The organism is Candidatus Nitrosotenuis chungbukensis (genome assembly GCF_000685395.1).
Lineage (GTDB): Archaea > Thermoproteota > Nitrososphaeria > Nitrososphaerales > Nitrosopumilaceae > Nitrosotenuis > Nitrosotenuis chungbukensis.
In genome coordinates this window covers 95,893-118,141 of record NZ_AVSQ01000003.1, presented here as the reverse complement: position 1 = coordinate 118,141, position 22,249 = coordinate 95,893, and the positions used below count along the sequence as shown (strand labels likewise).

The window sequence follows — 22,249 nt, the reverse complement described above, 5'->3', positions numbered from 1 at the left end:
TTATCCCTCTCTCGTTTTCTTTGATTCTTCCCTTGTAAAGTTAAACGTACCATGATTTTTTTCAACGGTTTTCTGTAGTTTATCTAATATGGGTTTTAGCATTCTTTCTGCAGTCTTAAAGTCCTGACCCTTTACCGTTATTCTGTACTTTGGTGCGCCTATGTATACCACATTTACGTTTGCCTTTTGCTCACCAATTGCATCCAAAAGCGCATTCTTGATTACCTCTACACCGTCAGATTTATTGCAAGTAATTTCAGAAATGCCGCGAATTTCAACTGATGGTGGCTTGATTTTCGTACTTACTTCTTCTATTGCAGAAACAGTTTTTTTTGCCAGTTTTAACTCATCTAAAACAGCAATGCCTTTTGTTACTACATCCAAAAACATATCATACACAAAGTCATATTTTGAAAAAATCACATCTTCAAGTTTTTCTATGTCGTTATCGGATAAACCTGCTATTTCCTTAACATTTTCTAGGAAGGTCTTACCTTTCTCAATTCTCTTGACCTCTAACAGCTTTTTCTTTTGCTGTTCTTTTGAAACTTGTTTTAGTGAAAGATCAATTTCTGATCTATTTGGGTTTACTTTTTTTACAAGCAGCACTTTCTTTTCACCTTCTTTCACAAACTTGCTTACCGAGCGAACCCATCCGGGAGCTATCTCAGATATGTGAAGAAATCCCTGCAGTCCACTGTATTCATCAAGGCTGACATAAGCTCCATGGTCAGTAAGCTTGGTTATGGTTGCAATTACAATTTCTCCAATCTCTGGTAATTCCTGCGATTCGGTAGCCATGCAAATTTGGCTCGGCGTACATAATTTAATGTTGTTGCTCAGAAATCTATGCCTTTTTTTGCTCTTATGCCTTGCTGAAAGGGATGCTTTATCTCTCTCATCTCAGTTACCAAATCTGCAGCTTCAATAATTTCTGGTTTGGCATGATTTCCAGTCAAAACCAAATTCAGTTGTGGCGGTTTTATTTTTATCATCTCGAGAACTTTTTCCATAGGCACTAAGCCGAGATTTACAGCGTAGTTTATCTCATCAAGTATTATGATGTCGTATTTTCCAGAAAGAATCTTTTCCTTGCTTATTTCAACTGCCTCGTCTGCAATTTTTTGATGAATTTCTTTGGGAGTCTTATCGTCTAATATTCCAACAAAGCCTTTCCCTATGGCTGTCAGCTCAAACTCCGGTTCTAGTCTTTTTGACGACGTCATTTCCCCATAATGCCAAGAACCCTTGATGAACTGGATCATGCAGGTTTTGTGATTGTATCCTGTCGCTCTTAGAGCCATGCCTAGCGCCGCAGTAGTTTTGCCCTTTCCCTTACCTGTGTATACTATAACAAGACCATCTTTTTCCATAATGAAAAATCAAATTCGAATACTAAAAACATTGGTATAGTTCTTGTTTTGCTAAAACCATATGATAAGAAAGAACAAAATTCCCCGTATTTTGATTGCAGGTGTTACTAGCGGGGTGGGAAAAACTTCGATAACATGTTCTATTATTCATGGAATGAAAGATAAGGGCTATTCAGTGCAACCATTCAAAGTTGGTCCTGACTATATTGATCCAACTTATCTTTCTGCAATTTCGGATAACCCTGCACGAAATCTGGACTCTTGGATAATGGGAAAAGAGGCAGTGGTCCAAAGTTTTTTGAATAATTCTAACTCAGAAATATCTGTCATTGAAGGAGTAATGGGATTTTATGACGGATTCTCTGGAACTTCGAATTTTTCTAGTACCCATCACATAGCAAGCATACTTCAAACTCCTGTCATCTTGGTTCTCGATGCAAGTAAGACAGCAAGGTCAATTGCCGCAACTGCATTAGGATACACAAAATTCCATCGAAACTCGAGAATAGTCGGATTCATACTTAACAAAATTGGCAGCAAAAAACACGAAGAAATGTGCAGGGGTGCACTTTCTCGCTTGAAAATTCCTATCCTTGGAGTGATACCGAAAAATTCTGAATTTGATATACAGTCAAGGCATTTGGGATTAATACCAGTAATTGAACAAAACGAACTAAAACAAAAAATAAAAAAAATTGCAAAAAAAATTTCCTGTTATCTTGACATTGATGGAATAATTTCCATAGCAAAACAAGCATCGCCATTTTTCCAAGCCAGTAAACAACTGCAAACGCAATTCAAGGTCAAAATAGGCGTAGCATTGGACAAATCATTCAATTTTTACTATTATGATAATTTTGATGCATTAAGACGTGAAGGTGCAAAGATAGAGTTTTTTAGCCCAATATCAGATCCAGCTCCACCAAAATGTGATGGACTCTACATCGGAGGAGGATTCCCAGAGGTGCTAGGTCAACTCTTGACAAAAAACCACACCATGAAAAAATCAATTAAAAGCCTTGCCGAACAAGGAATGCCGATTTATGCAGAATGCGGTGGACTGATGTATCTTACAAAATCAATAGAATATGGTGACAAGAAATATTCGACAGTTGGTCTTTTTGATGCTGAAACCACCATGGAAAAGAAAATGACATTGAACTACACAAAAGCGCAAGTCATTTCAGATTGTATAGTTGCAAAAAAATCAACAAAATTATTTGGCCACGAATTTCATTATTCTGAGCTCACATCAATTCCAAAGGACTCTAAATTTGCTTACGAGTTATCCATTGGTGTTGGGATTAATGGCAAAAAGGACGGTCTACTTGAATACAATACGCTTGCCTCATACATGCATCTTTATTTTGCTCGGAATAATTATCCGTCTAATTTTGTCAAGAATTGTATAAAATTCTCAGCTAGATGATTCTCGTATAATTTTAAAAAGTGCATTTATTATTGCAGCGGCGCAGGGAGATCCGCCTTTTCGTCCCTTGTTTGTTATGTATGGAAGATCAATAGTTTGCAGCAAGTCTTTTGACTCTGCGGCAGATACAAAGCCAACCGGCACGCCGATTACGAGCTTTGGCCTTGCAATTTTTTCTTTTATCATGCTAATTACCTCCAAAAGTGCAGTAGGCGCATTGCCTATTACTACGATGCCGTCGTTCATCTCCGAAGCTCTCATGCGCATGGCTGTCTGGGCTCTGGTCTTGTCTAGTTTCATGGCTTCCTTTACTACCGCGGGATTTGATATGTCGCAAATAACACTTGTTTTAAAATCGTCAAGATTTTTTTTGTTTAACAGCCCGATGACGCCATTTACATCAACTATGATGTTCTTGCCGCCCTGAAGCGCTTCCAATCCATTCTTTACTGCATCCTTATGGAAAATCATCTCGTTTTCCCCTGCAAAATCAAAGTCAGCAGTTGAATGAATTATTCTTCTTACTATCTGCCACTCATGCCCTTTGTACGGATGAGGGCCGATTTCTTGCTCAATAATCTCCATGCTCTCGTCCTCTATGGACTGGCCCTTTCTAGTTTGCATTCTCTACCTCTTGAGCTCTTTCTAAAATCAAATCTACCATTTTTTCATCAACCCCTATATGTTCGGTAATGTAAACATGTTTTAGTTTCGCTTTTTCCAGTGCCGGTTTAAGATCCTGGTTGATATCTGTTTTAACATGGGCGCCCTCATGAAGAAAATAAAACACTATTACCAGGACTTGTGGATTGTTCTTTTGAGCGCTCTCAACTCCCGATGCTATGTCTGGCTGCTCAATTTCTAGGAAGCAACGATCCGCGTTTCTGTAAATTTTTCTCATACCATCTACTATGTAGTTTATCGAGATCTGGGCATTTGGATCCATACTTCCATGACCGATAATCAATACGTCTACGTCTTTTTTTGGAAGATCTACATTGTTCTTCTTCAAAGCTGCAGATATTCTATTATCTACCAGTTCAAGCAGTGTCTTGTGCATGCTCATAGGTTTTGTTACCAGAAACTTTACCTTAGTTTTAGTTTGAAATTTCACTGCCTCAGTTACAGCTGCTTTGACCTTTTTGCCTGGATATAGAAAATAGGGAACTATGGTCAGCGAATCTATTTCTCGGTTTAGACATTTTGCAATTCCGTCCTCTATGTAGGGCGGTACCACCTCCAGAAAACAATATTCGGAAAAAACATACTTACCTTTTTCCTTTACTTTTAGGCATATTTTTTCAAGCTCTTCTTCGGCCTCTCTTTCTTTGCTACCTCTGTCGATTAACAATAAACCGCGTTTCATTTTTCAATCCTCGCTATGGCAATGGTGAGATCTGGCGGAAATTTTTGCTTTTCAACAACAAGGCTTCCCTTGGAGCTTAATATCGATGCTGCCTCAGACACACTTGCCGTACCCTCGAACGCCTCTACCATGACTGAGGGGTTTGGAATTCTAACCTTTGCCAAATCATCCCTTTCAAAATATTCAACAGAAACTCCGAATTCTTTTGCAGTTTCGATTAGACTGTTGATGTCTTGAGGTTTTTTTATTGATGCAAATCTTGCGACTGCTTTAGGACTGAGATTGAATTTTTCTAGACACACATTCAGACCTTCCAATATCTTTTCTTTTGTGGTGTCTCCGTGCAACCCGACTCCAACGACCAACGTTTTTGGCCTGTAAACCACTGCGTTTTTCAAAATCTCACCAGTAATTTTTCTGTCCGTTATTATCAAAAACCCCTTAGAATCTGATTTTTCCAGTTTTTCAAACGTATCGTAGACTGTCACATTTTTTGGTAGGTCTCCTTCCCACCAATTTCGTTCACCAGCATCCTGGTACACTCCAACTTTCTCCTCATTTACCATAAACGCGCTTATTTTTGTCACAGTGGAATCATCGTCAATACTCCATCCAAACTTTCTTCCTACCAAATCAACTGGGATTGTCTTGTTTACATCTGCAGCTGTAGTAATTACTGCAGTTGAACCAAGTTTTTTTGCAAGCTCATTTGCAAGCTCATTTGCCCCTCCAAGATGACCAGATAGTGTGCTTATGACAAAGTTTGCCTTGTCGTCTATTACAATCACGGCAGGATCCGTTTTTTTATCTCCCAAGTGGGGAGCAATTAGTCTGATCACTGCGCCCAACGAAAATATGCAAATTACTGCATCACTGCTTTTGTAAAGATCTGCAATTTTGGAAGTTGTAGAGTCATCATACCAATTTGCATTTGTGGTGTCAGCAAATTTTGCCGGCGCAAATATCTCCCATGCGGGGAACATCTCTTTTATTGCAGATGCAATCTTGACTCCGTTTTTTGTAATTGCAAGAATTGCAGTTTTTTCCATAAATAGTCCCTTTTCTTACTCAATAAAATTTCTTAGGACGAATTATACCTTCCAAGTATCTTGCCGTCAAAATCGAAAAGAATCACGTCTAATTCTACCTTGCCTTCAGAATGCTGGCGCATCTGTTTATGCACTTCAGCGCAAACTGCAGTAAAAAACCCCTTAACATTATTTTCAATAATTATCTCTTGTACGTGTCTTGCAGTGTTTGCTTTTCTTATTTGCTCCAATATTGTATGATTTGTAGTCAAAGTACCAGCTATTTTAGCAAGAAACTCCATGTCTACCTTGGATCCTTTAACATGAGTCTGTTTGACACCCGCTGCCATTTTTGCCAGCTTACCGATAAAACCTGCAACATGCGCCTTTTGTATTCCCTTTTTAGCACATTGCTGGATTGTATAGCCTGAAAAATCACCCATTTGGACAAAACAATGATCAGGCAAGTCAAACTCCTTTTTAGAAAATTCTTCACTTCGTCCCCCCGTAGTTAGTACTACAGTATCATTTTTCATTGCGATTGTAACATCAAGGCTTTGCCTAATTGAAGCAGCGAACGATGCTGTGGAATAAGGGATTACAATTCCAGTCGTTCCAAGAATCGATATTCCACCCAAAATACCAAGCCTTGGATTGTCTGTTTTTGTTGCAATTTCCTTTCCCATGGGAACAGAAATAATTACATTGATTCCATTTTCTGTAAGAACCTTTTTTCCAGCTAGTACCAAATTTTCAATTATGATTTTTTTAGGCGTTGGGTTAATTGCAGCACTGCCTATTTCCAAACCAAGTCCTGGCTTTGTTACCCTGCCCACTCCCTCGCCACCGTCTATCTCAATTTGTCCTACTTTGTCTGTAAGGCTAAGATTCGCGATAATTTCTGCACCATGTGTTACGTCAGGATCGTCGCCACCGTCTTTTATGACTGAGCATCTGGCAGAGTCAGATGCATACTGGCAACTTGATATTTTAATTATAATTTTTTTTTCTTTTGGTAATAAAACTTCGACTGATTCAATTTTTTTTTGATTTATCATTGCAAGCAACGCTGATTTTGCAGCTGCTGCCGCAGATGCACCAGTTGTAAAACCCGTTCGCAGTTTATCTCTTGGTTTTTCTACATCGCTCACAAACTGTGATGTTATTTTTATGTAATAACTCTTCTTAGATTACTTTAAAATTTCTGAAAGAATTATCCACAGCGCCATTGCCACAAGACCGCCGTAAAGTAGAACATGCGTCATTTTGTGGGAAACTGGCTTTTCCATATTGTGAGTTCGTGGCTCATTAAAATTTGCGCCAAAATTGCGAGTAAATTCCTCAAAATTAGCCTGACGGTTAAATCTGAAATTATCACTTGCTTTCTTGTCGTAATAATTCCAAAAATCAGCATGCGCAGTTTCTGCATCTCTGTGAGTTGCATTACTCCTTTTTTGTTCTTGTTTTAGAAACTGATATGCCTCGGTGATTTCCTTGAATTTTTTATCGGATTCTTTTTCTTTGTTCCTGTCTGGATGGTATTTTAATGACAATTGCCTGTATGCGTGTTTAATCTCCTTAAGTGAGGCACTTTCGTTCAAGCCAAGAGCTTGGTAGCATTGTAATGCATCCAATAGATGATTTTGATAATACACATTTAAAATTATACTGGTGATGTGATATTTATGAAAGAAAAAAGTTCACAGGTAGCCATTACTGGAGCAAATGGGTTTGTTGGAAGAAATCTCACAAAATTTCTCAATCGCAACAAGGTATCAGTAATCAGTCTGACAAGAAGCAAGCATCTGCCTCTCAAATACGAAACAAACGTACGTTATTCTGATCTTGATCAGAAAAGTCTTATTTCCAAACTGAAAAACTGTAACGCCTTAGTGCACCTAATTGGGCAAGGAGCACAGAGTGTTGATGCTACTTATAGCGACATTAACGTTGGGCTAACAAAAAAAATTGTGAAACTGTGCAAGAATGCAAAGATTAGGAAAATTGTTTACATAAGCGGTTTTGGTGTCAGTAAATCAACAACGTTTGGGTATTTTATCTCAAAATTCAAAGCAGAGCAAGAAATAATTCGATCCGGGCTTGATTACACAATTCTAAGAGCATCCTATATAGTTGGAAATAACGATCCGCTTACAAAAAACCTGAATAAGCAAATCAAAAACGGTTCAGTAATAATTCCTGGCTCTGGATCGTATAGACTGCAACCAATATCTGTCGATAACGTGGCAAAAGTGATTCTCGCTTCCACAACTAGTAAGCAATTTTCAAATAAAATTGTGGATCTTGTCGGCCCACAAACCGTGACCTTTGAAAATTTTGTAAGGAGATTTACCAAGAAACAAACTAAAATTAAAAAAATTGATCTGGAAGAAGCGTATCATACTGCATTAAATCAACCAAAAAATGCCATTTATGGATTAGACGACTTGAACATACTTGTCGGCGACTTTGTTGGTAGTCACAAAAAGCTAGAGCGATTATGCGGCTTTAAACTGACGCCGCTAAAAGAGATTTTATAATCCGGCTGCCTTTTTTAGCAATTCTGCCTTGTCAGTTTTTTCCCAGGGAAACAAAATATCAGTTCTTCCAAAGTGTCCATACGCCGCAGTGTCCCTGTAAATTGGTTTTTTGAGATCAAGATGTGATATGATAGCTCTTGGCCTCATGTCAAAATTCTTTCTGACTAGATTCTCGATGTCTTCTTCTGATATCTTGCCAGTGCCAAAAGTGTTTACCATCAACGAAACTGGCTCTGCAACCCCAATTGCGTATGCCACTTGAACTTCACATTTGTCGGCAAGGCCAGATGCAACAATGTTTTTTGCAATGTATCTGCACATGTAGCATGCCGATCTGTCTACTTTTGATGGATCCTTTCCGGAAAATGCACCTCCCCCATGCCTTCCCATTCCACCATATGTGTCTACGATGATCTTTCTTCCAGTAAGACCTGCATCACCTGGAGGACCGCCTATCACAAAGCGTCCAGTCGGATTGACGTGAATCTTTATCTTGTCATTCCACCATTTGCCGCATACTGGTTTTATCACTTTTTCAATTATTTGGTTTCGAATGTCAGAATTTGTAATATCTGGAGAATGCTGAGTTGATATGACTATCGCCTCGATTCCTTTTGGTTTGCCGTTCTCGTATTCTATGGTCACCTGCGATTTGCCGTCGGGTCTTACCCATGCAAGTTCTTTGCTTTTGCGTAGTTCTGCCAGCCTTCTTGTTAGTTTATGTGCAAGAAGAATTGGTAGTGGCATCAACTCGTCAGTCTCATTTACGGCATAACCAAACATCAGTCCTTGGTCACCTGCTCCCTGATCCTTGTTATCCGTGGCAGTAACACCTTGGGATATGTCGGGGCTCTGTGCATGTAATGAAACTAGCACGCTGCAAGAGTCTGCATCAAAACCAAATTCTGGTTTGTCATATCCTATCTCTCTTATGGTCTTTCTCACTACGTCTTGAATGTCAAATCTTGCCTTTGAGGTAACCTCGCCGGCAACAATCACAACACCTGTGGTTGTCATAGTCTCTATAGCAACACGGGAATCTGGATCCTGCCTAAGAAACTCGTCTAATAATGCGTCTGAAATTTTGTCGCAAATTTTGTCAGGATGTCCTTCTGTTACTGATTCTGAAGTAAAAAGAAAACTTCTTGACATCGGGAATCTGACCTATAGTTCGTTTTCTAGTCTGATAAATAATACGTTATTTCCTCTAACGATGACTCGGCCGTAATTTGCAGATATTTTTCCATCGTGAAGCTCCTCTGCATCTGTCATAATCAAATTCATGTAGGAATCAACGTTATCCATTTTACCCTTGTACTCTACTTCGTTCTTTAGTCTAACTGTGACTTTCTTTTTTGTATTTTTTTGAAGAGTTGTTAGTGGTTTCTTCACGCTTGTTTGTGACAATGGTTGCTCTCTTGTTGATGCTAGCTTGATAACCGGAATAAAAGCCTTGCCTATTTTATTATATCAATATTAGATTTGTTTATTTTTCTACTTTTTGAGAATTTATCATATGATATCGACTGGACTAAAAAGACTAGATGATCTGCTCGGGGGTGGAATAAAAAATGGAATAATTACGGATATCTTTGGCGCAAGCAGTACTGGAAAAACCCAGCTGGTATTGCAAATAGCAGTTAACTGTCTTTCACAGGGTGGCACCATATTATACCAGGACACAACGGGAAATTTTAGACCCGAACGACTACTGGACATGCTAAAACCAAAAGAACTCGATACGGCACTTCTTGACAAAATAACAGTTGGAAGAATCACAAACGCTCAAGAACAGTTCAATGCCATATCAAAAATAGGGCAATCCGATTTTTCGCTAGTCATAATTGACAACATAACTGATCTGTTTTCATTCGAGTATTCCAAGGAAGACCAAATCTTAGAAAAAAATAAACAATTCACAAAATACATGAAACAGTTAGCCACCGTATCGTTTGAGAAAAAAATTCCAATCGTCGTAGTAAATATGATTAGAAAAATTAACGATATCGAACAAGAAAATCTCGATTCTGTCATGAGTCTTTTTACACACATCAAAATCAAGCTCTCAAAAAAATCAACCAACTACGTGGGTGAAGTGTTTCCACATTCTGGGGAAAATCAATTTTATTATAAAATCGAAAAAAACGGATTGATGAGCTCAACTTAACCTATTTAACTGTGAGAATTATCTGATTCACTATGGCAGGAATCTTCGATTCTATTCCAATTATAACTGTGGTTTTGTTTGCAATTGGAGTTATTGGAATAATTGTATATGAACGAGCTAAATCAAGAAAAGACACCGAACAAACAGCTTGATTCTGTACTAGCCAAATTTAGTTCCTTAGGATTTGCGCAACTCACCGAAATTCAAAAAAAAGCAATTCCACTAATAATTCAAAAAAAAGATTCGCTCATAATCGCACCGACCGGCTCAGGAAAGACAGAGTGTTCGGTAATTCCCATCTTTTCATTTATTGGAACCTCGAAATCAGCTGGAAAAATTAAAGCATTGTACGTAACTCCACTACGTGCACTAAACCGAGACGTCTTTAAGAGAATAATCAGATATGCAGAATCTGAAAATCTTACAATAGAAATCCGACACGGCGATACATCACAAGCAGTCAGAAAAAAAATATCTGTTGCGCCTCCCGACGTCTTAATCACAACGCCTGAGACACTTGTAATTCTACTAACCCAGCAAAAAATGCTAGATGCGTTATCCGAACTTGACTGGATCATAATAGATGAGATCCATGATTTGCTGTCAAATGAGCGTGGCTCACAACTGTCGCTTAGCCTTGAAAGACTGCAGATTAACTCAAAACACCACATTACAAGAATAGGCCTTTCTGCAACCGTAGGCAATACTGTAGATGCTGCAAAATTCCTAGTTGGGACAAAAAGAAAATACGAAATAATCAAAGACGAAACAATAAGAAAATATGATGTTGAAATCAAGCATGTAGACGGCACAATTAGCGATGTGGCGGACTTTATAGTTGATTACCTAGTCAAACTGAATCTTGACTCGCCGGTGCTTCTTTTTACCAATACTAGGGGCGAATCAGAGTTTCTGGCGTCAATACTTAGGGAAAAGTCCCCGATAAATGTAGAACTACACCATGGATCACTGTCACAACAGGTGCGTGAGGAAACAGAAGAAAATCTCAAAGGAGGCAGATCCCGACTTGTCGTATGCACATCATCACTTGAGCTTGGACTGGACATAGGCTCAGTGGAACTAGTCATGCATTACGGTTCCCCGAGGCAGGTCTCAAAATTTATGCAAAGAATAGGAAGAAGCAAGCACAACAGGGAATCCTCTGCCAAAGGAATCATCATAACCAACAATGTGGACGATGAATTAGAGACAAAGGCAATCTTGGAGAGAATTCAGGAAGGCTCAATTGAGGATCAACTGATCCATGATGGTTCACTTGACGTGCTGGCACATCATCTGGTAGGTCTCTCGATGCAACTAGGCTCAATCACCGTCGAAAACGCGTTTAACACATTTACACAATCCTATCTTTTTCGAAACCTGACAATTGATGACCTAATTAGCGTGCTGGAATTACTTGATTCCAATTATTTGGTGACGTTTGATAAGGAAAAAATGATCTTCAGAAAAACCGGCCGATGCTTCAGGTATTATTTTGAAAATCTTTCTACCATTCCTGACATATTAAAATTCAAAGTATTGGACACAATTTCTAAAAAACTGATTGGAAGTCTGGATCAAAGGTTTGTTGGAGATTTTGGTGAAGCTGGAAACATCTTTGTTCTACGCGGTACACAGTGGAGAATTATCAATGTTGATGAATCTGGACTCAAGGTAAATGTTGAACCTGTCCGTTCTGGCGGCATAACTGTACCATATTGGGAAGGAGAAAACATACCCGTAGACTATAGGACTGCATCTAAGGTAGGGCAATTCCGTACAAGGATCAAATCCGGCCTAGTTAAGCTTCCAGACAACGTGATTACAAACCTTGATCTACCAATAATTCCAGACGAGAAAACCATAGTAGTAGAGTCAGTGAAAAGCCAAGGCTCAATAGTCATGCATTCTTGTTTTGGCACAAAAATCAACGCAACCCTGTCCACCCTCCTTTCTTCAATGCTGTCGTCAAAGACTGGATTTCAGGTAGAGTCGCGCTCTGATGCATACAGGATTGTCCTGTCCTCAAAGGGAAGGATACAAGAAAACCAAATACGCGAAACATTAGGCGACAATTACGATCTGCATGAAATTGTTACCGCGTCTTTGAATGGAACACACAATGTCAATTGGAGAACGTGGAATGTTGCAAAAAAATTCGGTATTGTGGGACGCGGTGCCATATATGACAAAAAATCGGCTCGATTTCTATTTGACAGATATTCAAAAACTGCGCTAGTCAAAGAAGCACTGCGGGAGCTTTTCCATGACAAATACGACTTGGAGGGATCCAAAAAAATTTTAGAAAAAATCCAAAACGGAGCAATTACCATAGAATGGTTTGACGCAAACAGTTTCTCCAAGCTTGCGACTCCCATACTTGACCATACGACAAAATACTATTCGTCACCTGCAAGCATTGACAAAGGACTGCTTGATTTAGTAAAGAACCGCCTGCTCAAGACAAGACATAGACTGATCTGCGCACGATGCGGGAAATGGGAAAAGGTGATAGAAACAACAGACATTGAAAAAATACCATCTTGCCCATACTGCAAGGGAAGACAAATCACAACCACGTTTTATTCTGACTATGATCTTGGAAAAATTATACAAAAAAAGTTCACAGGAAAAAAGATATCGTCTGAGGAAAATCACCGGTTTGAGCGAGCCTGGAAGGCGGCATCACTACTTGCAAATTTTGGCAAAACTGCACTGATTGTCTTGTCAGGATACGGTGTCGGCGCAGACACTGCATCCAGAATACTGAGAAACATGGTAGATGAGGAAAACCTATACCGGCAGATATACGAAGCCGAAAGGCAATACGTGATGACTAGGGGCTTTTGGGACTAGTTTTTCTTTCTAATTGACGAAAACGGGGTCACAAACAGCTCTGTTCTTCCCTCCAGCCCTGGCTTTGCGGTAACCCCTGTGACTGAAATTATCTCGCCTATGGAGCACTCGTCTAGGAGTCTTGCCTGGTTCCTCCACCCCTTTATCCAAATTTGGCCCGTGTCGTCTTCTATGAACATTTCAGAAAGTGAAATTGATTCGCCTGCTTTTGTTTGCACATTGCGCCTTTCTGGGGCCTTGAGTATGATTGCCTCAATACAGTAATAGTTGTTGTCAGGCTTTACATCTGCAATCTTTGTTCTGAGTTCTGATACTTGGGGAATGTCTTCTCCCTCAATTTTTCGTACAAAAGAATCTGAATCAATTGTAATGTTGTTGCCATACACTTTAGAAGGCATGCACTCAAGTATGTCGCCCTGACTAAATGAGCTCGTGACGTTTGCAGTATCGACTATGTGGAAAAGTTGCTTTTCTTTGCTGACTCCAAGAATCATGGTATTTCCGTTCTCGCTTTTTGAAGTTGAGAGTATTCTAAAAGAAATGGGTTGCACCTTTATGTCTGCTATCTCAAGTATGGTTGACTCGTTTCCATGAATTTCTAACTCCTGTTGGTTTAGCTTTGCCTTTACACCTAAGAGTCGAGCTTTTGTCTGGGGCGGTATGACCTTTGGAATTTCTGATTCATTTTTGTTCCACATTACAACTCTAATTGAGCGGCCGTCCTTTCCCTGCAGTCTGAATCGTAGAGAATTGCCTTGTTGACCGCGGACATTTGTAAATTCAGAGTAATTAATGCTGCCATCGATTATTCCGGAAACTATGATGTTTTTTTCCCCTTCCTTTACGTCACTAACGTCTTTTGTCATAGAATCCAGTGATGGAATGCTGCTTTCAGTATCTGCGATTTCTATGGTGGAGCCTGAGCCAATATTGATAGTTGGCTCGCCATTTAGGTCAGATTTCACATAGGCTTTGATTATTTTTATAAGATTTCCAGGCTTTAGGTTGACAATGTCAGGCAGATTGGCCTTTTCATCCCACATCTTTACTGTGACTGCAGAGTCATTATCGTAGACAGTCATGTTTCTGAGCATGAATTGCGAGCCGTCCTTTCTTGAAAACTGTTTTGCAGGTGATACGTTTAGCACTCTGGTCTGGAGGGTTACCTCTTTTGCCCCTGCATACAAGTCCTTTATGCTGATTTCGCTTTTTACCGGTTCAGATATTGCCACGCCGAGGTCGGAGGCAACCAAAAACAACGCACCCTGATCCGTAAGATAGCCTGCACCGATCTTTTCCTTTTTCTGCGCGATCATGCTCTCAACGTCAGATTTTGATAATTCTGGTTTTTGCTCAAGAAGCTTAGTCAGCAATAAATCAAATTCAGTCAAGTCAATTTCTGATAGGAAAATCTCTTAATAAAAATTTCATTAATCTAAATTAGAGAGCGATCTAAAAAAAATCAGTGTCAGCCATAACTGCAAGATCGCTTCACAAGTCATACGGGACCATACCTGCGGTGGATGGGATAGATCTGGATGTGCGATCAGGTCACATTTTTGGCTTTCTTGGCCCAAACGGGGCAGGCAAATCTACTACAATCAAGATGCTTACTACGTTAATCCCCCCGACATCTGGAACCATCGAAGTATTGGGCATTAACGCAATAAAGCAGCCGCTAGAGATCAGAAAGAGAATTGGAGTTGTCCTACAACAGCCAAGCTACGAGCCAAATCTTTCCGTAGAAAAATCGCTTGAAAAATACGGAATGATGTGGGACATTGACCGGAAAACGAGAAAAGAAAGAACCGAGGAGCTAATTGGTGTTTTTGACCTAAATGAAATCCGAAAAAGAAAGAACGAGGATCTGTCAATTGGCCAAAGGCGCCGAGTCCAAGTGGCACGTGAATTCATGCATGAAATGGACCTGTTGTTTCTTGACGAACCCACAGTAGGCCTGGATCCTACTGCAAGAAGAAAACTACTCGATTATCTGAAAAACAAGGTAAAAACCGGCCTTACTATTTTTTATACGACCCATGTTTTGACTGAGGCAGAATATCTCTGCGACAAAATAGCAGTAATAAACAAGGGAAAAATCCTAGCAGTAGATTCGCCAAATAACCTCAAAAATACATTTGGGCAAGAAAAAACCATCACAATTCACCTCTCAGAAAGACATGATAGGCTATCAGAACTCTTGTCAGGCATCGCTGATTGCGTAATTGATTTTACCACCGGCACAAACATAACCATCCAATCAAGCAAATCTGAAGTCGTCCTGTCACAAATTCTTCAAATTCTAATTGAAAACAATATTTCCGTAGAGGACCTGTCGGCCATTCCTACAACACTCGAAGACATATTTCTCAAGATGGTAAAGGACTCAAATGCACCCCACAATTAGGCTTATAGTCAGAAACCTGACGATTTCCATAAATCCTGGATTTCTTGTCTGGCAGGTAATCTTTCCGGTGATTTACATATTTGTTGCAGGTTTTGCGTATACCGCACTGATAAAATCAGTCCCGTTTGGAAATATCACGCTTGACTATCCCGCATTCATTGCATCTGGGATGATTGGATTTAACATCATGAACAGCACTCTTGTTTCTGGCATAATAATTTGGAATGACAGACGACATGGAATGTTTGAGCAAATTCTAGTCGGACCATTCACGCGAACTAACTACATTCTAAGTAATGTCTACACCATTGGCATAGTTGGCATAATTAGCGCAGCCCTGATCACCGCAATCGGCTTTCCTCTGTTTTTCACATCGGTTCAGTTTAATGCACTTACAATACCGTTTCTGATTTTTGCCTCAATAACTGGCTCAATTTTGTTTGGCTCTATTGCGTCCATAATCTCAACACGCCTACGGTCCAGCGAGGGATTCAACGTAATCATTAATACTGTTTTCCTGTTCTTTGCATTTGTAAGCACTGCATTTTATCCGGCATCCGGCGCACCGCAGCCTCTGGCCACTGCATTTTATCTTAATCCTCTCACATATCTTGTTGATATCATCAGGGCCGGAATCTTTGGCACGTTTACCGAGTTTGTCATGATTGAAATGATTGTGCTAGTAAGCGTTGCAGTCACGCTGTTTATTGTTGCAATTAGGCTTCTTACAAAACTTGATCTGTAAAATATAGTAGCCCGGCCCAGACTCGAACTGGGGTCAAGGGCTCCAAAGGCCCCTATGCTTGACCGCTACACTACCGGGCTTCTGTTAATAACTCTCAAAACGACCTCTTATTGATATTTTCTATTTTTCTGCAACTGTCTTATTGTGTCAGTCTTTTTTTATGATTTGACCGAGTCTCTTTACAGGATCCTCCATCGAGTCCATTACTGACTTTGCTCTGTTCTTAAAATGTGCATTGTCTGAACGCAATATCTTTTCAATAGCTGAAATAATTCTTTTTGGTTTAGTTTCTCGTATGGCAAGTTTTTTTCTAACCAAGTATTTCTCTACCAGATTGGGCACAGCATTATAAGAGATCGTAGGAATACCTAAGAGCGCAGACTCTGCAGTCATGGTTCCGCCAGAGCCAACAAAAATATCTGTGTCCCGCAACAAGATTTTGCTGTCAACTACTTTATCCAAAACTTTTGCCCTGTTTCCTAAAACGTGTTTTAGCGTTGCAATTTGACTATCATACCTGGGCAGTATCATAACATTATGATCACCGATTTTTTTAACAATCTCACGTACAATTGTTAGGGCATTAGTCCTGTTTTTCTGTACATATGCAGCCTGCTCCTCCTCCAATCTAATGAGAATGTTTTTTTTCTGTTTGGGATTGGAACTAATGTTGTAGTCATTGTATCTGATGATGACTGATGCGTCTATTGCTTTGTATTGGATGATGTTTTTTGCACTTATCCCGTATTTGGTAAATTCGTTTTTTGGTATTATCCAAGGGATCAACAGTTTTTGAATAAGTGGTATCGACAGGCGCATCACTGCCTCTGCATGCGGAGAATCACAAAAGGCGATGTGCCTTATCCCCAATCCGAACGAAACTCGCGCTGCCTCAGGTGAGCAAAAACTAATTGTCAAATCTGGCTTGAATCGCCGAACCTTGTCTGTGAGAAGTAAAGTTCGCTTCAGGCTTGCGTTTAGCTTGTCTGCCTTGAGAGAACCACCGTGTTTTCCGATCATCATAATCTTCATTTTTCTGATCTTTGCAAGCTCTGTCACCTCTCTGTAGTTTCGTGCCGTGCAAAAAATCTCGTTACTTTTTTGCAGATGTCTTACCATCGGCTCAAAAAACAAGACTTGTTTTGGTGTCAGAATGTCAAACCAAATCTTCAAGATACGTCCAATGTGATCTATGATGCAATAAGTTTTTCTTAGTCCTTATGCTAGCATCAATGAATTGGGAGCAGAAAGGGTCGTTGTTTATGGGTTAAGTACTGAAGGGTACTCTTTGGCTTGTCAGATGGCAATACACGGAGCTAATGTATCAATTATCGATGAATCGACCCAGTCTGCAATATCACTAAAACCAGAAATTGCAAAAACATATCCAAATGTTTCCTCCCTAAAGGAAGACGAACCGCTCTTGGCAATGGAGCCTATCGACGTGGCAATATCAAAGGCCCAGTATCTCTTCTTTGCCCCGCGAATTAGAAAAACCGGCCAAGAGACAAAAACCGAAGTTCACTCAAAATTCAAGGATGCAACCTCCTCACTCAAAAAGGGCAGCTCGGTGATATACAATCTGCCAACAGGAATTGGCGGCAACGGCGAAAACGTATCCTTACTGGAGCATGTTACAGGACTTGAAACCGGAAAGTCGATCTTTTATTATTATTATCCATTAGGCGGTGGCAACCAGCCGCCAAAAGTTATTGGGTCATACAACAATAAGCAGGATCAAAACCTTGCCGCGTTACTGGCAAGCAACAAAAAAGAAATAATGATGGTCGGAATTTCATCGGCAGAACACTTTCACGCAATAAACGTACTTACTAGGTTCTCAGGCTTGTGTAGCATCCTTGAAGTCTGCAAGTTTGCCCAAGATGATAACACAAAGGCCGATCTTAAATCAAATGATCTCCAAAACATATTCCTAGATGACATGGTTAGTGGCTTGTACGATTTGCGTTCACTCGGCACGTCTTTTGAGGGGGCAAATACGCTGATGTATTTAATCAATGGAAGTCTCAAGGGCGTCGATGGCTACATTAAAAGACTGATTGACGAAATCAGATCTACTTTAAAGAAAAACGATCTGAAGGCAAGCCGCACAAAAATTGCGCTCTCTTGGTCGTTAGACCAACATGAAATGCGTGGTGACAAAATCGAAATGCTGCAAAGCCTCATCACGAGACTCCGGGACTATATCGGAGATGTCGAAGCATACTCTGATCCTAATCTGGATTTATTTCACAACGACAAGACAACAATTTTGGTCATTTGCTCTAAATCTGACTATGAAAATCTTCACAAAAAACAAGACAACGATCTTATCGTAATAAAGGGAAACCCCCTCTGTGAAATAACACACAAAGAATAAAACTAGTTTGCAAAAAAATATCTTGATTGTACAGTTCAGACGATAACGAGCAAAATATTTCAGTAGATGCGGATGAATCAGATGGAGAGTCTGCAGATCTGGAATCAAGACCGACGACTGAAGAATTAACTCACAAATTGGAAGAAACGCAAAAACTTCTTGCCATGTCTGAAGACAAGCTAAAACGATCGCTTGCAGATTTTCTGAATCTGGAAAAGAAAATTAAAAACGACATAGAAAATGGCGTCAACGACAAACTTGACAAATTCCTGCTGAAATTTTTAACGATTTACGATGATCTGACGCGCGCAAAGGACATTCTCATAAAAGAAAATGTGAACGCACAAGGACTCGATTCTATACTAAAAAATATTGATAGTCTGTTAGCTGAATACAACGTGTCTCCAATTAACGCCTTGGGTGAAATATTCGATCCAAATCTTCATGAGGCCATCTCAGTTGTAGTGGATGAAAGCTTGGATGAAAACACAATCACCAAAGAAATCAGGAAAGGATATATTTCTCATAAAAGGACAATTAGACCGACACTAGTCGAAATATCAAAAAAACAATAATCAAAATGGTGAAAACATGGCAAAAATAATCGGTATAGATTTGGGAACAAGTAATTCTGCTGCGGCTGTAATGATGGGAGGAAAACCCGCCCTTATTCCGGCAGCAGAGGGTACTTCAATCGGAGGCAAGGCCTTCCCATCCGTTGTCGCATTTACAAAAGATGGCCAGCTCCTAGTTGGCGAGCCAGCAAGGAGACAGGCCGTAACTAATCCAGACAGTACTATTGTAGCGGCAAAACGAAAAATGGGAGGCGACTACATATTCAAAATACAAGGAAAAGAGTACAAACCGCAGCAAATCTCTTCATTTATTCTACAAAAAATCAAAAAAGACGCAGAGGCATTTCTGGGCGAAAAGGTAGAAAAGGCAGTCATAACAGTTCCTGCCTACTTTGATGACAATCAAAGACAGGCAACAAAGGATGCAGGAACAATTGCGGGATTGGAGGTTGTAAGAATAATCAACGAGCCGACAGCGGCATCGCTTGCCTTTGGCCTTGACAAGGCAGGGCAAGACATGAAGATTCTAGTCTTTGATCTTGGCGGCGGAACTCTGGATGTCACCATAATGGAAATGGGCGGCGGGGTTTTTGAAGTACTAAGCACGTCTGGTGATACCCAGCTTGGTGGCACCGACATGGACAAAATCCTAATTGACTATGTAACAAACGAATTCAGAAAAACAACCGGAGTAGATCTTACCGGTGATAGCACGGCAATGACAAGAGTTCGAGAGGCATCAGAAAAGGCAAAGATAGAACTTTCCACCGTAATGGAAACTGACATCAACATTCCCTTCATATTTCATGATCCTGCATCTGGATCAAAAAACTTGGAAATTAAACTGACTCGAGCTAAATTCGAAGAGCTAATCAGACCAATAGTTGAAAGATGTCGCACATCAATTGACAATGCATTAAGAGATGCCAAGCTCTCAACATCCGATGTAGCAAAAATCGTCCTAGTTGGCGGACCGACAAGAATTCCGCTTGTAAAGAAATTTGTTGGCGATGTGATAGGTAAAGACCCAGAATCCGGAGTAGATCCAATGGAGGCAGTAGCAGTAGGTGCGGCAATCCAAGCAGGAATCATCGCAGGAGACGTGACCAGTGACATAGTGTTGCTAGACGTTACCCCGCTTACTCTTGGAGTTGAAACACTTGGAGGCCTGCGAGAACCCCTAATTGAAAGAAACACCACAATCCCAACGTCAAAAACCAAAGTCTTTACCACTGCAGCAGACAATCAAACTGCCGTTACAATTCATGTAGTGCAGGGTGAAAGACCAATGGCTGCTGACAATGTTTCGCTTGGAAGCTTTAACCTTACCGGACTTCCCCCGGCGCCTCGCGGTATTCCACAAATCGAGGTCAAGTTTGACATTGACGCAAACGGAATCCTAAATGTCACTGCAAAAGATCTTGGAACCAAAAAAGAGGCAAAAATAACAATCCAGGCCGGCTCTAAACTATCAAAGGACGAAATTGACAAGCTAAAGCAAGATGCAGAAAAGTTTGCAGAGGAAGATAAAAAGAAAAAAGAAGCAATAGACATAAAAAATGAAGCGGAGAGCTTCGTCTATACAACTGAGAAACTGATAAGCCAAGATCTAAAGGACAAAATCACACAGGAGCAGGGCATCAAGATATCTGACGCAGTCAAGGAACTAAAGGAAGTCCTGGACAAAGACGCAGATCAAATAAGACCAAAACTTGACGCACTAAAGGCAATCGTGAACCAGGTAACGACGGAACTCTACAAGAATGTCTCCCAGCCTACTCAGGAACAAGCCTCTCAGAATCCTGGCGATTCAGAGCAAAGTACGCAGAACACAGACACAAAAAATTAACAATTAATGCATCATTTAACAAAATAGCAACATGTCTGCAAAAAGAGATTATTATGAAGTATTGGGCGTTTCAAAAACCGATTCACAAGACGTCGTAAAATCCCAATACAGAAAACTAGCCCTGAAATTTCATCCTGATAGAAACAAGTCGCCAGAGGCTGGAGAACACTTTAAAGAAATTTCAGAGGCATATGCTGTTCTGTCGGACCCTGAAAAACGGAAAATCTACGATCAGTACGGGCATGAGGGGGTTGATGGCAGGTACTCTAGGGAAGACATCTTCCAGGGCGCACGAACTAATTTTGACGACGTTTTCTCTAATTTTGGCTCTGGCGGTTTTGATTCTATATTTGAAAATCTTTTTGGACGCTCAGGGGGATTTGGCGGATTTGCAAGACAAAAAGGCCAAGACATTCTGCATGAGACAAACATATCCCTTGACGATGTTTTTCGTGGAAAGCGAATTGATATTGACATTAGAAAAAACATTGACTGTGATACCTGCAAAGGATCTGGCTGTGCACCTGGAACCAGCCCAGAAACGTGCTCTGCATGTAGAGGGCAAGGACAGGTAAGGATGACACGAAACATGGGATTTTCAACATTTGTCACAGTGCAGCCTTGTACCAAGTGTCATGGTGAAGGGCAAATCATATCAAAGCCATGCTCATCATGCAAAGGAACTGGAAAGACCAAGGGTACAAAACACATATCGTTTGATATTCCGTCCGGCATTGACAATGGGGATTACGTCATAAACGGTGAAGGTGAATCCATACCGCATGGACAAAGCGGGGATCTGATAATCAGAGTACGAGTAAACCCGCATAAATTCTTCAAAAGAGACGGCGCAGACATTTTCTATGATGCAAAAATCTCCATAGTTGACGCATGTATTGGCAAGACAATTGAAGTACCGACATTAGAGAAAAATGAAAAAGTCAAAGTAGAAGAAGGAACACAACCAAACACCATAGTCAAACTAAAAGGAAAAGGCTTACCGCATATGGGCTCAAAAAGTCGCGGGGATCAATATGTGAGACTAGTAGTGGATATTCCTTCCAAACTCAATAAACAGCAAAAGGAACTGCTTGAAAAACTCAGAGAAACATTTGACTAGTTTACCTGTTTTTAGATATTTTACGTATGGACAACTGATGGCCCTCCCTGTAATGCGACGTGTGGTTTGACTTTATCAGCTCCGCAATCTTGGAATCTGAGAAATACTTTGTGTTATACCTTCCAAGTGCCTTCTTACAGTTGTTGCAGTAAATTTCCTTAAATTCCACTACTAAAATGACAGTAATCACTATTTCTCTTTTTTCCAAGCAATAAAGAACTTATTTTGGCACCAAAGAACCATGTTGCGGGAGTCGCCCAGCCCGGTCAAAGGCGTAAGGTTCAGATCCTTATCTCCAAGGAGTTCGTGGGTTCAAATCCCACTTCCCGCATCTTTTACTATCTCTACGCTCAGATCCGCTCTATTCGGCTCTTGCTTATCTGACGATATGTCATTCAAACTTTTGGGACAAAT

The 22,249-nt window shown here is 40.3% G+C and carries 21 protein-coding genes, 2 tRNA genes and 1 pseudogene; 11 read left to right on the top strand and 13 right to left on the bottom strand.

The genetic code is table 11. From position 1 onward, the window contains the following. Window positions 1-801, bottom strand: a complete 801-nt coding sequence (locus tag NKMY2_RS01615) for a translation initiation factor IF-2 subunit alpha (protein ID WP_042683846.1) — start codon at window positions 799-801, stop codon at window positions 1-3. A 38-nt stretch (window positions 802-839) separates the two neighbouring features. Continuing rightward, entirely contained in the window at window positions 840-1,373 is a 534-nt protein-coding gene (gene cobO, locus NKMY2_RS01610) for a cob(I)yrinic acid a,c-diamide adenosyltransferase (RefSeq protein ID WP_042683845.1), read from the bottom strand. Between the two features lie 61 nt (window positions 1,374-1,434). Between cobO and NKMY2_RS01605 the strand changes: the two genes are divergently transcribed. Continuing rightward, window positions 1,435-2,802 carry a cobyrinic acid a,c-diamide synthase CobB gene (locus tag NKMY2_RS01605; protein WP_042683844.1) on the top strand — a complete coding sequence of 456 codons (1,368 nt, stop codon included), beginning with the start codon at window positions 1,435-1,437 and terminating at the stop codon, window positions 2,800-2,802. Here the strand turns inward: NKMY2_RS01605 and NKMY2_RS01600 are convergent. From NKMY2_RS01600 to NKMY2_RS11060, 5 genes and pseudogenes are all read right to left on the bottom strand, one after another. After that, entirely contained in the window at window positions 2,791-3,426 is a 636-nt protein-coding gene (locus NKMY2_RS01600) for a precorrin-8X methylmutase (protein WP_042683843.1), read from the bottom strand. The two genes, NKMY2_RS01605 and NKMY2_RS01600, sit on opposite strands and share 12 nt — an antisense overlap. Then, window positions 3,416-4,168 (bottom strand): sirohydrochlorin chelatase, encoded by a 753-nt coding sequence (locus NKMY2_RS01595; RefSeq protein ID WP_042683841.1) that lies wholly within the window; start codon window positions 4,166-4,168, stop codon window positions 3,416-3,418. Before NKMY2_RS01595 ends, NKMY2_RS01600 begins: the two co-directional genes overlap by 11 nt. Next, window positions 4,165-5,217 carry a cobalt-precorrin 5A hydrolase gene (locus tag NKMY2_RS01590; RefSeq protein ID WP_042683839.1) on the bottom strand — a complete coding sequence of 351 codons (1,053 nt, stop codon included), beginning with the start codon at window positions 5,215-5,217 and terminating at the stop codon, window positions 4,165-4,167. The genes NKMY2_RS01595 and NKMY2_RS01590 overlap by 4 nt, the downstream gene beginning before the upstream one ends. Before the next feature lie 32 nt (window positions 5,218-5,249). Further along, window positions 5,250-6,347, bottom strand: a complete 1,098-nt coding sequence (locus NKMY2_RS01585) for a cobalt-precorrin-5B (C(1))-methyltransferase (protein ID WP_042683838.1) — start codon at window positions 6,345-6,347, stop codon at window positions 5,250-5,252. A gap of 291 nt (window positions 6,348-6,638) precedes the next feature. Further along, window positions 6,639-6,830 (bottom strand): annotated as a pseudogene (locus tag NKMY2_RS11060) (DnaJ domain-containing protein); the annotation flags it as partial. Between the two features lie 51 nt (window positions 6,831-6,881). Here NKMY2_RS11060 and NKMY2_RS01575 point away from each other — a divergent pair. Then, a complete protein-coding gene (locus NKMY2_RS01575; RefSeq protein ID WP_042683836.1) occupies window positions 6,882-7,736 on the top strand; it encodes an SDR family oxidoreductase in 855 nt (284 codons plus the stop codon). Here NKMY2_RS01575 and metK read toward each other — a convergent pair. Together metK and NKMY2_RS01565 are read right to left on the bottom strand one after the other, a co-directional pair. Next, window positions 7,731-8,888: a methionine adenosyltransferase gene (metK, locus tag NKMY2_RS01570; RefSeq protein WP_042683834.1), complete on the bottom strand. Its 1,158-nt coding sequence runs from the start codon at window positions 8,886-8,888 to the stop codon at window positions 7,731-7,733. The two genes, NKMY2_RS01575 and metK, sit on opposite strands and share 6 nt — an antisense overlap. 12 nt (window positions 8,889-8,900) lie before the next feature. Then, entirely contained in the window at window positions 8,901-9,143 is a 243-nt protein-coding gene (locus NKMY2_RS01565; protein ID WP_042683832.1) for a U6 snRNA-associated Sm-like protein LSm6, read from the bottom strand. A gap of 109 nt (window positions 9,144-9,252) precedes the next feature. On the opposite strand from NKMY2_RS01565, the gene NKMY2_RS01560 reads away from it, so the two are divergent. Continuing rightward, window positions 9,253-9,903, top strand: a complete 651-nt coding sequence (locus tag NKMY2_RS01560; RefSeq protein ID WP_042683831.1) for a RecA family protein — start codon at window positions 9,253-9,255, stop codon at window positions 9,901-9,903. 108 nt (window positions 9,904-10,011) lie between these two features. Further along, window positions 10,012-12,759, top strand: a complete 2,748-nt coding sequence (locus NKMY2_RS01555) for a DEAD/DEAH box helicase (RefSeq protein ID WP_042683830.1) — start codon at window positions 10,012-10,014, stop codon at window positions 12,757-12,759. Here NKMY2_RS01555 and NKMY2_RS01550 read toward each other — a convergent pair. Continuing rightward, the gene (locus NKMY2_RS01550; RefSeq protein WP_042683829.1) at window positions 12,756-14,150 is read right to left on the bottom strand and encodes a single-stranded DNA-binding protein; all 1,395 of its coding nucleotides are present in this window, start codon (window positions 14,148-14,150) and stop codon (window positions 12,756-12,758) included. The two genes, NKMY2_RS01555 and NKMY2_RS01550, sit on opposite strands and share 4 nt — an antisense overlap. Window positions 14,151-14,224: 74 nt before the next feature. Between NKMY2_RS01550 and NKMY2_RS01545 the strand changes: the two genes are divergently transcribed. Next, a complete protein-coding gene (locus tag NKMY2_RS01545) occupies window positions 14,225-15,166 on the top strand; it encodes an ABC transporter ATP-binding protein (protein ID WP_042683827.1) in 942 nt (313 codons plus the stop codon). After that, window positions 15,150-15,911 carry an ABC transporter permease gene (locus tag NKMY2_RS01540; protein WP_042683826.1) on the top strand — a complete coding sequence of 254 codons (762 nt, stop codon included), beginning with the start codon at window positions 15,150-15,152 and terminating at the stop codon, window positions 15,909-15,911. Before NKMY2_RS01545 ends, NKMY2_RS01540 begins: the two co-directional genes overlap by 17 nt. 7 nt (window positions 15,912-15,918) lie before the next feature. On the opposite strand, the gene NKMY2_RS01535 is transcribed toward NKMY2_RS01540, so the two are convergent. Then, window positions 15,919-15,991, bottom strand: a tRNA-Gln gene (locus tag NKMY2_RS01535). A 67-nt stretch (window positions 15,992-16,058) separates the two neighbouring features. Further along, window positions 16,059-17,084, bottom strand: a complete 1,026-nt coding sequence (locus tag NKMY2_RS01530; RefSeq protein WP_042683825.1) for a DUF354 domain-containing protein — start codon at window positions 17,082-17,084, stop codon at window positions 16,059-16,061. Window positions 17,085-17,148: 64 nt separating this feature from the next. Between NKMY2_RS01530 and NKMY2_RS01525 the strand changes: the two genes are divergently transcribed. The 4 genes from NKMY2_RS01525 to dnaJ are packed head-to-tail and all read left to right on the top strand — an operon-like array spanning window position 17,149 to window position 21,835. After that, window positions 17,149-18,291 (top strand): hypothetical protein, encoded by a 1,143-nt coding sequence (locus tag NKMY2_RS01525; protein WP_042683824.1) that lies wholly within the window; start codon window positions 17,149-17,151, stop codon window positions 18,289-18,291. Between the two features lie 26 nt (window positions 18,292-18,317). Beyond that, window positions 18,318-18,866, top strand: a complete 549-nt coding sequence (locus NKMY2_RS01520) for a nucleotide exchange factor GrpE (protein ID WP_042683822.1) — start codon at window positions 18,318-18,320, stop codon at window positions 18,864-18,866. Window positions 18,867-18,882: 16 nt separating this feature from the next. Continuing rightward, window positions 18,883-20,715: a molecular chaperone DnaK gene (gene dnaK / locus NKMY2_RS01515; protein ID WP_076613360.1), complete on the top strand. Its 1,833-nt coding sequence runs from the start codon at window positions 18,883-18,885 to the stop codon at window positions 20,713-20,715. A 31-nt stretch (window positions 20,716-20,746) separates the two neighbouring features. Next, on the top strand, window positions 20,747-21,835 hold the full coding sequence (gene dnaJ, locus NKMY2_RS01510; protein ID WP_042683821.1) for a molecular chaperone DnaJ: 1,089 nt from the start codon (window positions 20,747-20,749) through the stop codon (window positions 21,833-21,835). Window position 21,836: 1 nt separating this feature from the next. On the opposite strand, the gene NKMY2_RS01505 is transcribed toward dnaJ, so the two are convergent. Continuing rightward, the gene (locus NKMY2_RS01505; RefSeq protein WP_042683820.1) at window positions 21,837-22,043 is read right to left on the bottom strand and encodes a hypothetical protein; all 207 of its coding nucleotides are present in this window, start codon (window positions 22,041-22,043) and stop codon (window positions 21,837-21,839) included. Window positions 22,044-22,081: 38 nt separating this feature from the next. On the opposite strand from NKMY2_RS01505, the gene NKMY2_RS01500 reads away from it, so the two are divergent. Continuing rightward, a tRNA-Leu gene (locus NKMY2_RS01500) sits at window positions 22,082-22,166 on the top strand. The last annotated feature ends 83 nt before the right edge of the window (window positions 22,167-22,249 follow it).

Excerpts from the sequence above, each read along its gene's own strand:
- NKMY2_RS01615 (WP_042683846.1), bottom strand. The coding sequence starts at position 801 with ATGGCTACCGAATCGCAGGAATTACCAGAGATTGGAGAAATTGTAATT.
- cobO (WP_042683845.1), bottom strand. The coding sequence starts at position 1,373 with ATGGAAAAAGATGGTCTTGTTATAGTATACACAGGTAAGGGAAAGGGC.
- NKMY2_RS01605 (WP_042683844.1), top strand. The coding sequence starts at position 1,435 with ATGATAAGAAAGAACAAAATTCCCCGTATTTTGATTGCAGGTGTTACT.
- NKMY2_RS01600 (WP_042683843.1), bottom strand. The coding sequence starts at position 3,426 with ATGCAAACTAGAAAGGGCCAGTCCATAGAGGACGAGAGCATGGAGATT.
- NKMY2_RS01595 (WP_042683841.1), bottom strand. The coding sequence starts at position 4,168 with ATGAAACGCGGTTTATTGTTAATCGACAGAGGTAGCAAAGAAAGAGAG.
- NKMY2_RS01590 (WP_042683839.1), bottom strand. The coding sequence starts at position 5,217 with ATGGAAAAAACTGCAATTCTTGCAATTACAAAAAACGGAGTCAAGATT.
- NKMY2_RS01575 (WP_042683836.1), top strand. The coding sequence starts at position 6,882 with ATGAAAGAAAAAAGTTCACAGGTAGCCATTACTGGAGCAAATGGGTTT.
- metK (WP_042683834.1), bottom strand. The coding sequence starts at position 8,888 with ATGTCAAGAAGTTTTCTTTTTACTTCAGAATCAGTAACAGAAGGACAT.
- NKMY2_RS01560 (WP_042683831.1), top strand. The coding sequence starts at position 9,253 with ATGATATCGACTGGACTAAAAAGACTAGATGATCTGCTCGGGGGTGGA.
- NKMY2_RS01555 (WP_042683830.1), top strand. The coding sequence starts at position 10,012 with ATGAACGAGCTAAATCAAGAAAAGACACCGAACAAACAGCTTGATTCT.
- NKMY2_RS01540 (WP_042683826.1), top strand. The coding sequence starts at position 15,150 with ATGCACCCCACAATTAGGCTTATAGTCAGAAACCTGACGATTTCCATA.
- dnaK (WP_076613360.1), top strand. The coding sequence starts at position 18,883 with ATGGCAAAAATAATCGGTATAGATTTGGGAACAAGTAATTCTGCTGCG.
- dnaJ (WP_042683821.1), top strand. The coding sequence starts at position 20,747 with ATGTCTGCAAAAAGAGATTATTATGAAGTATTGGGCGTTTCAAAAACC.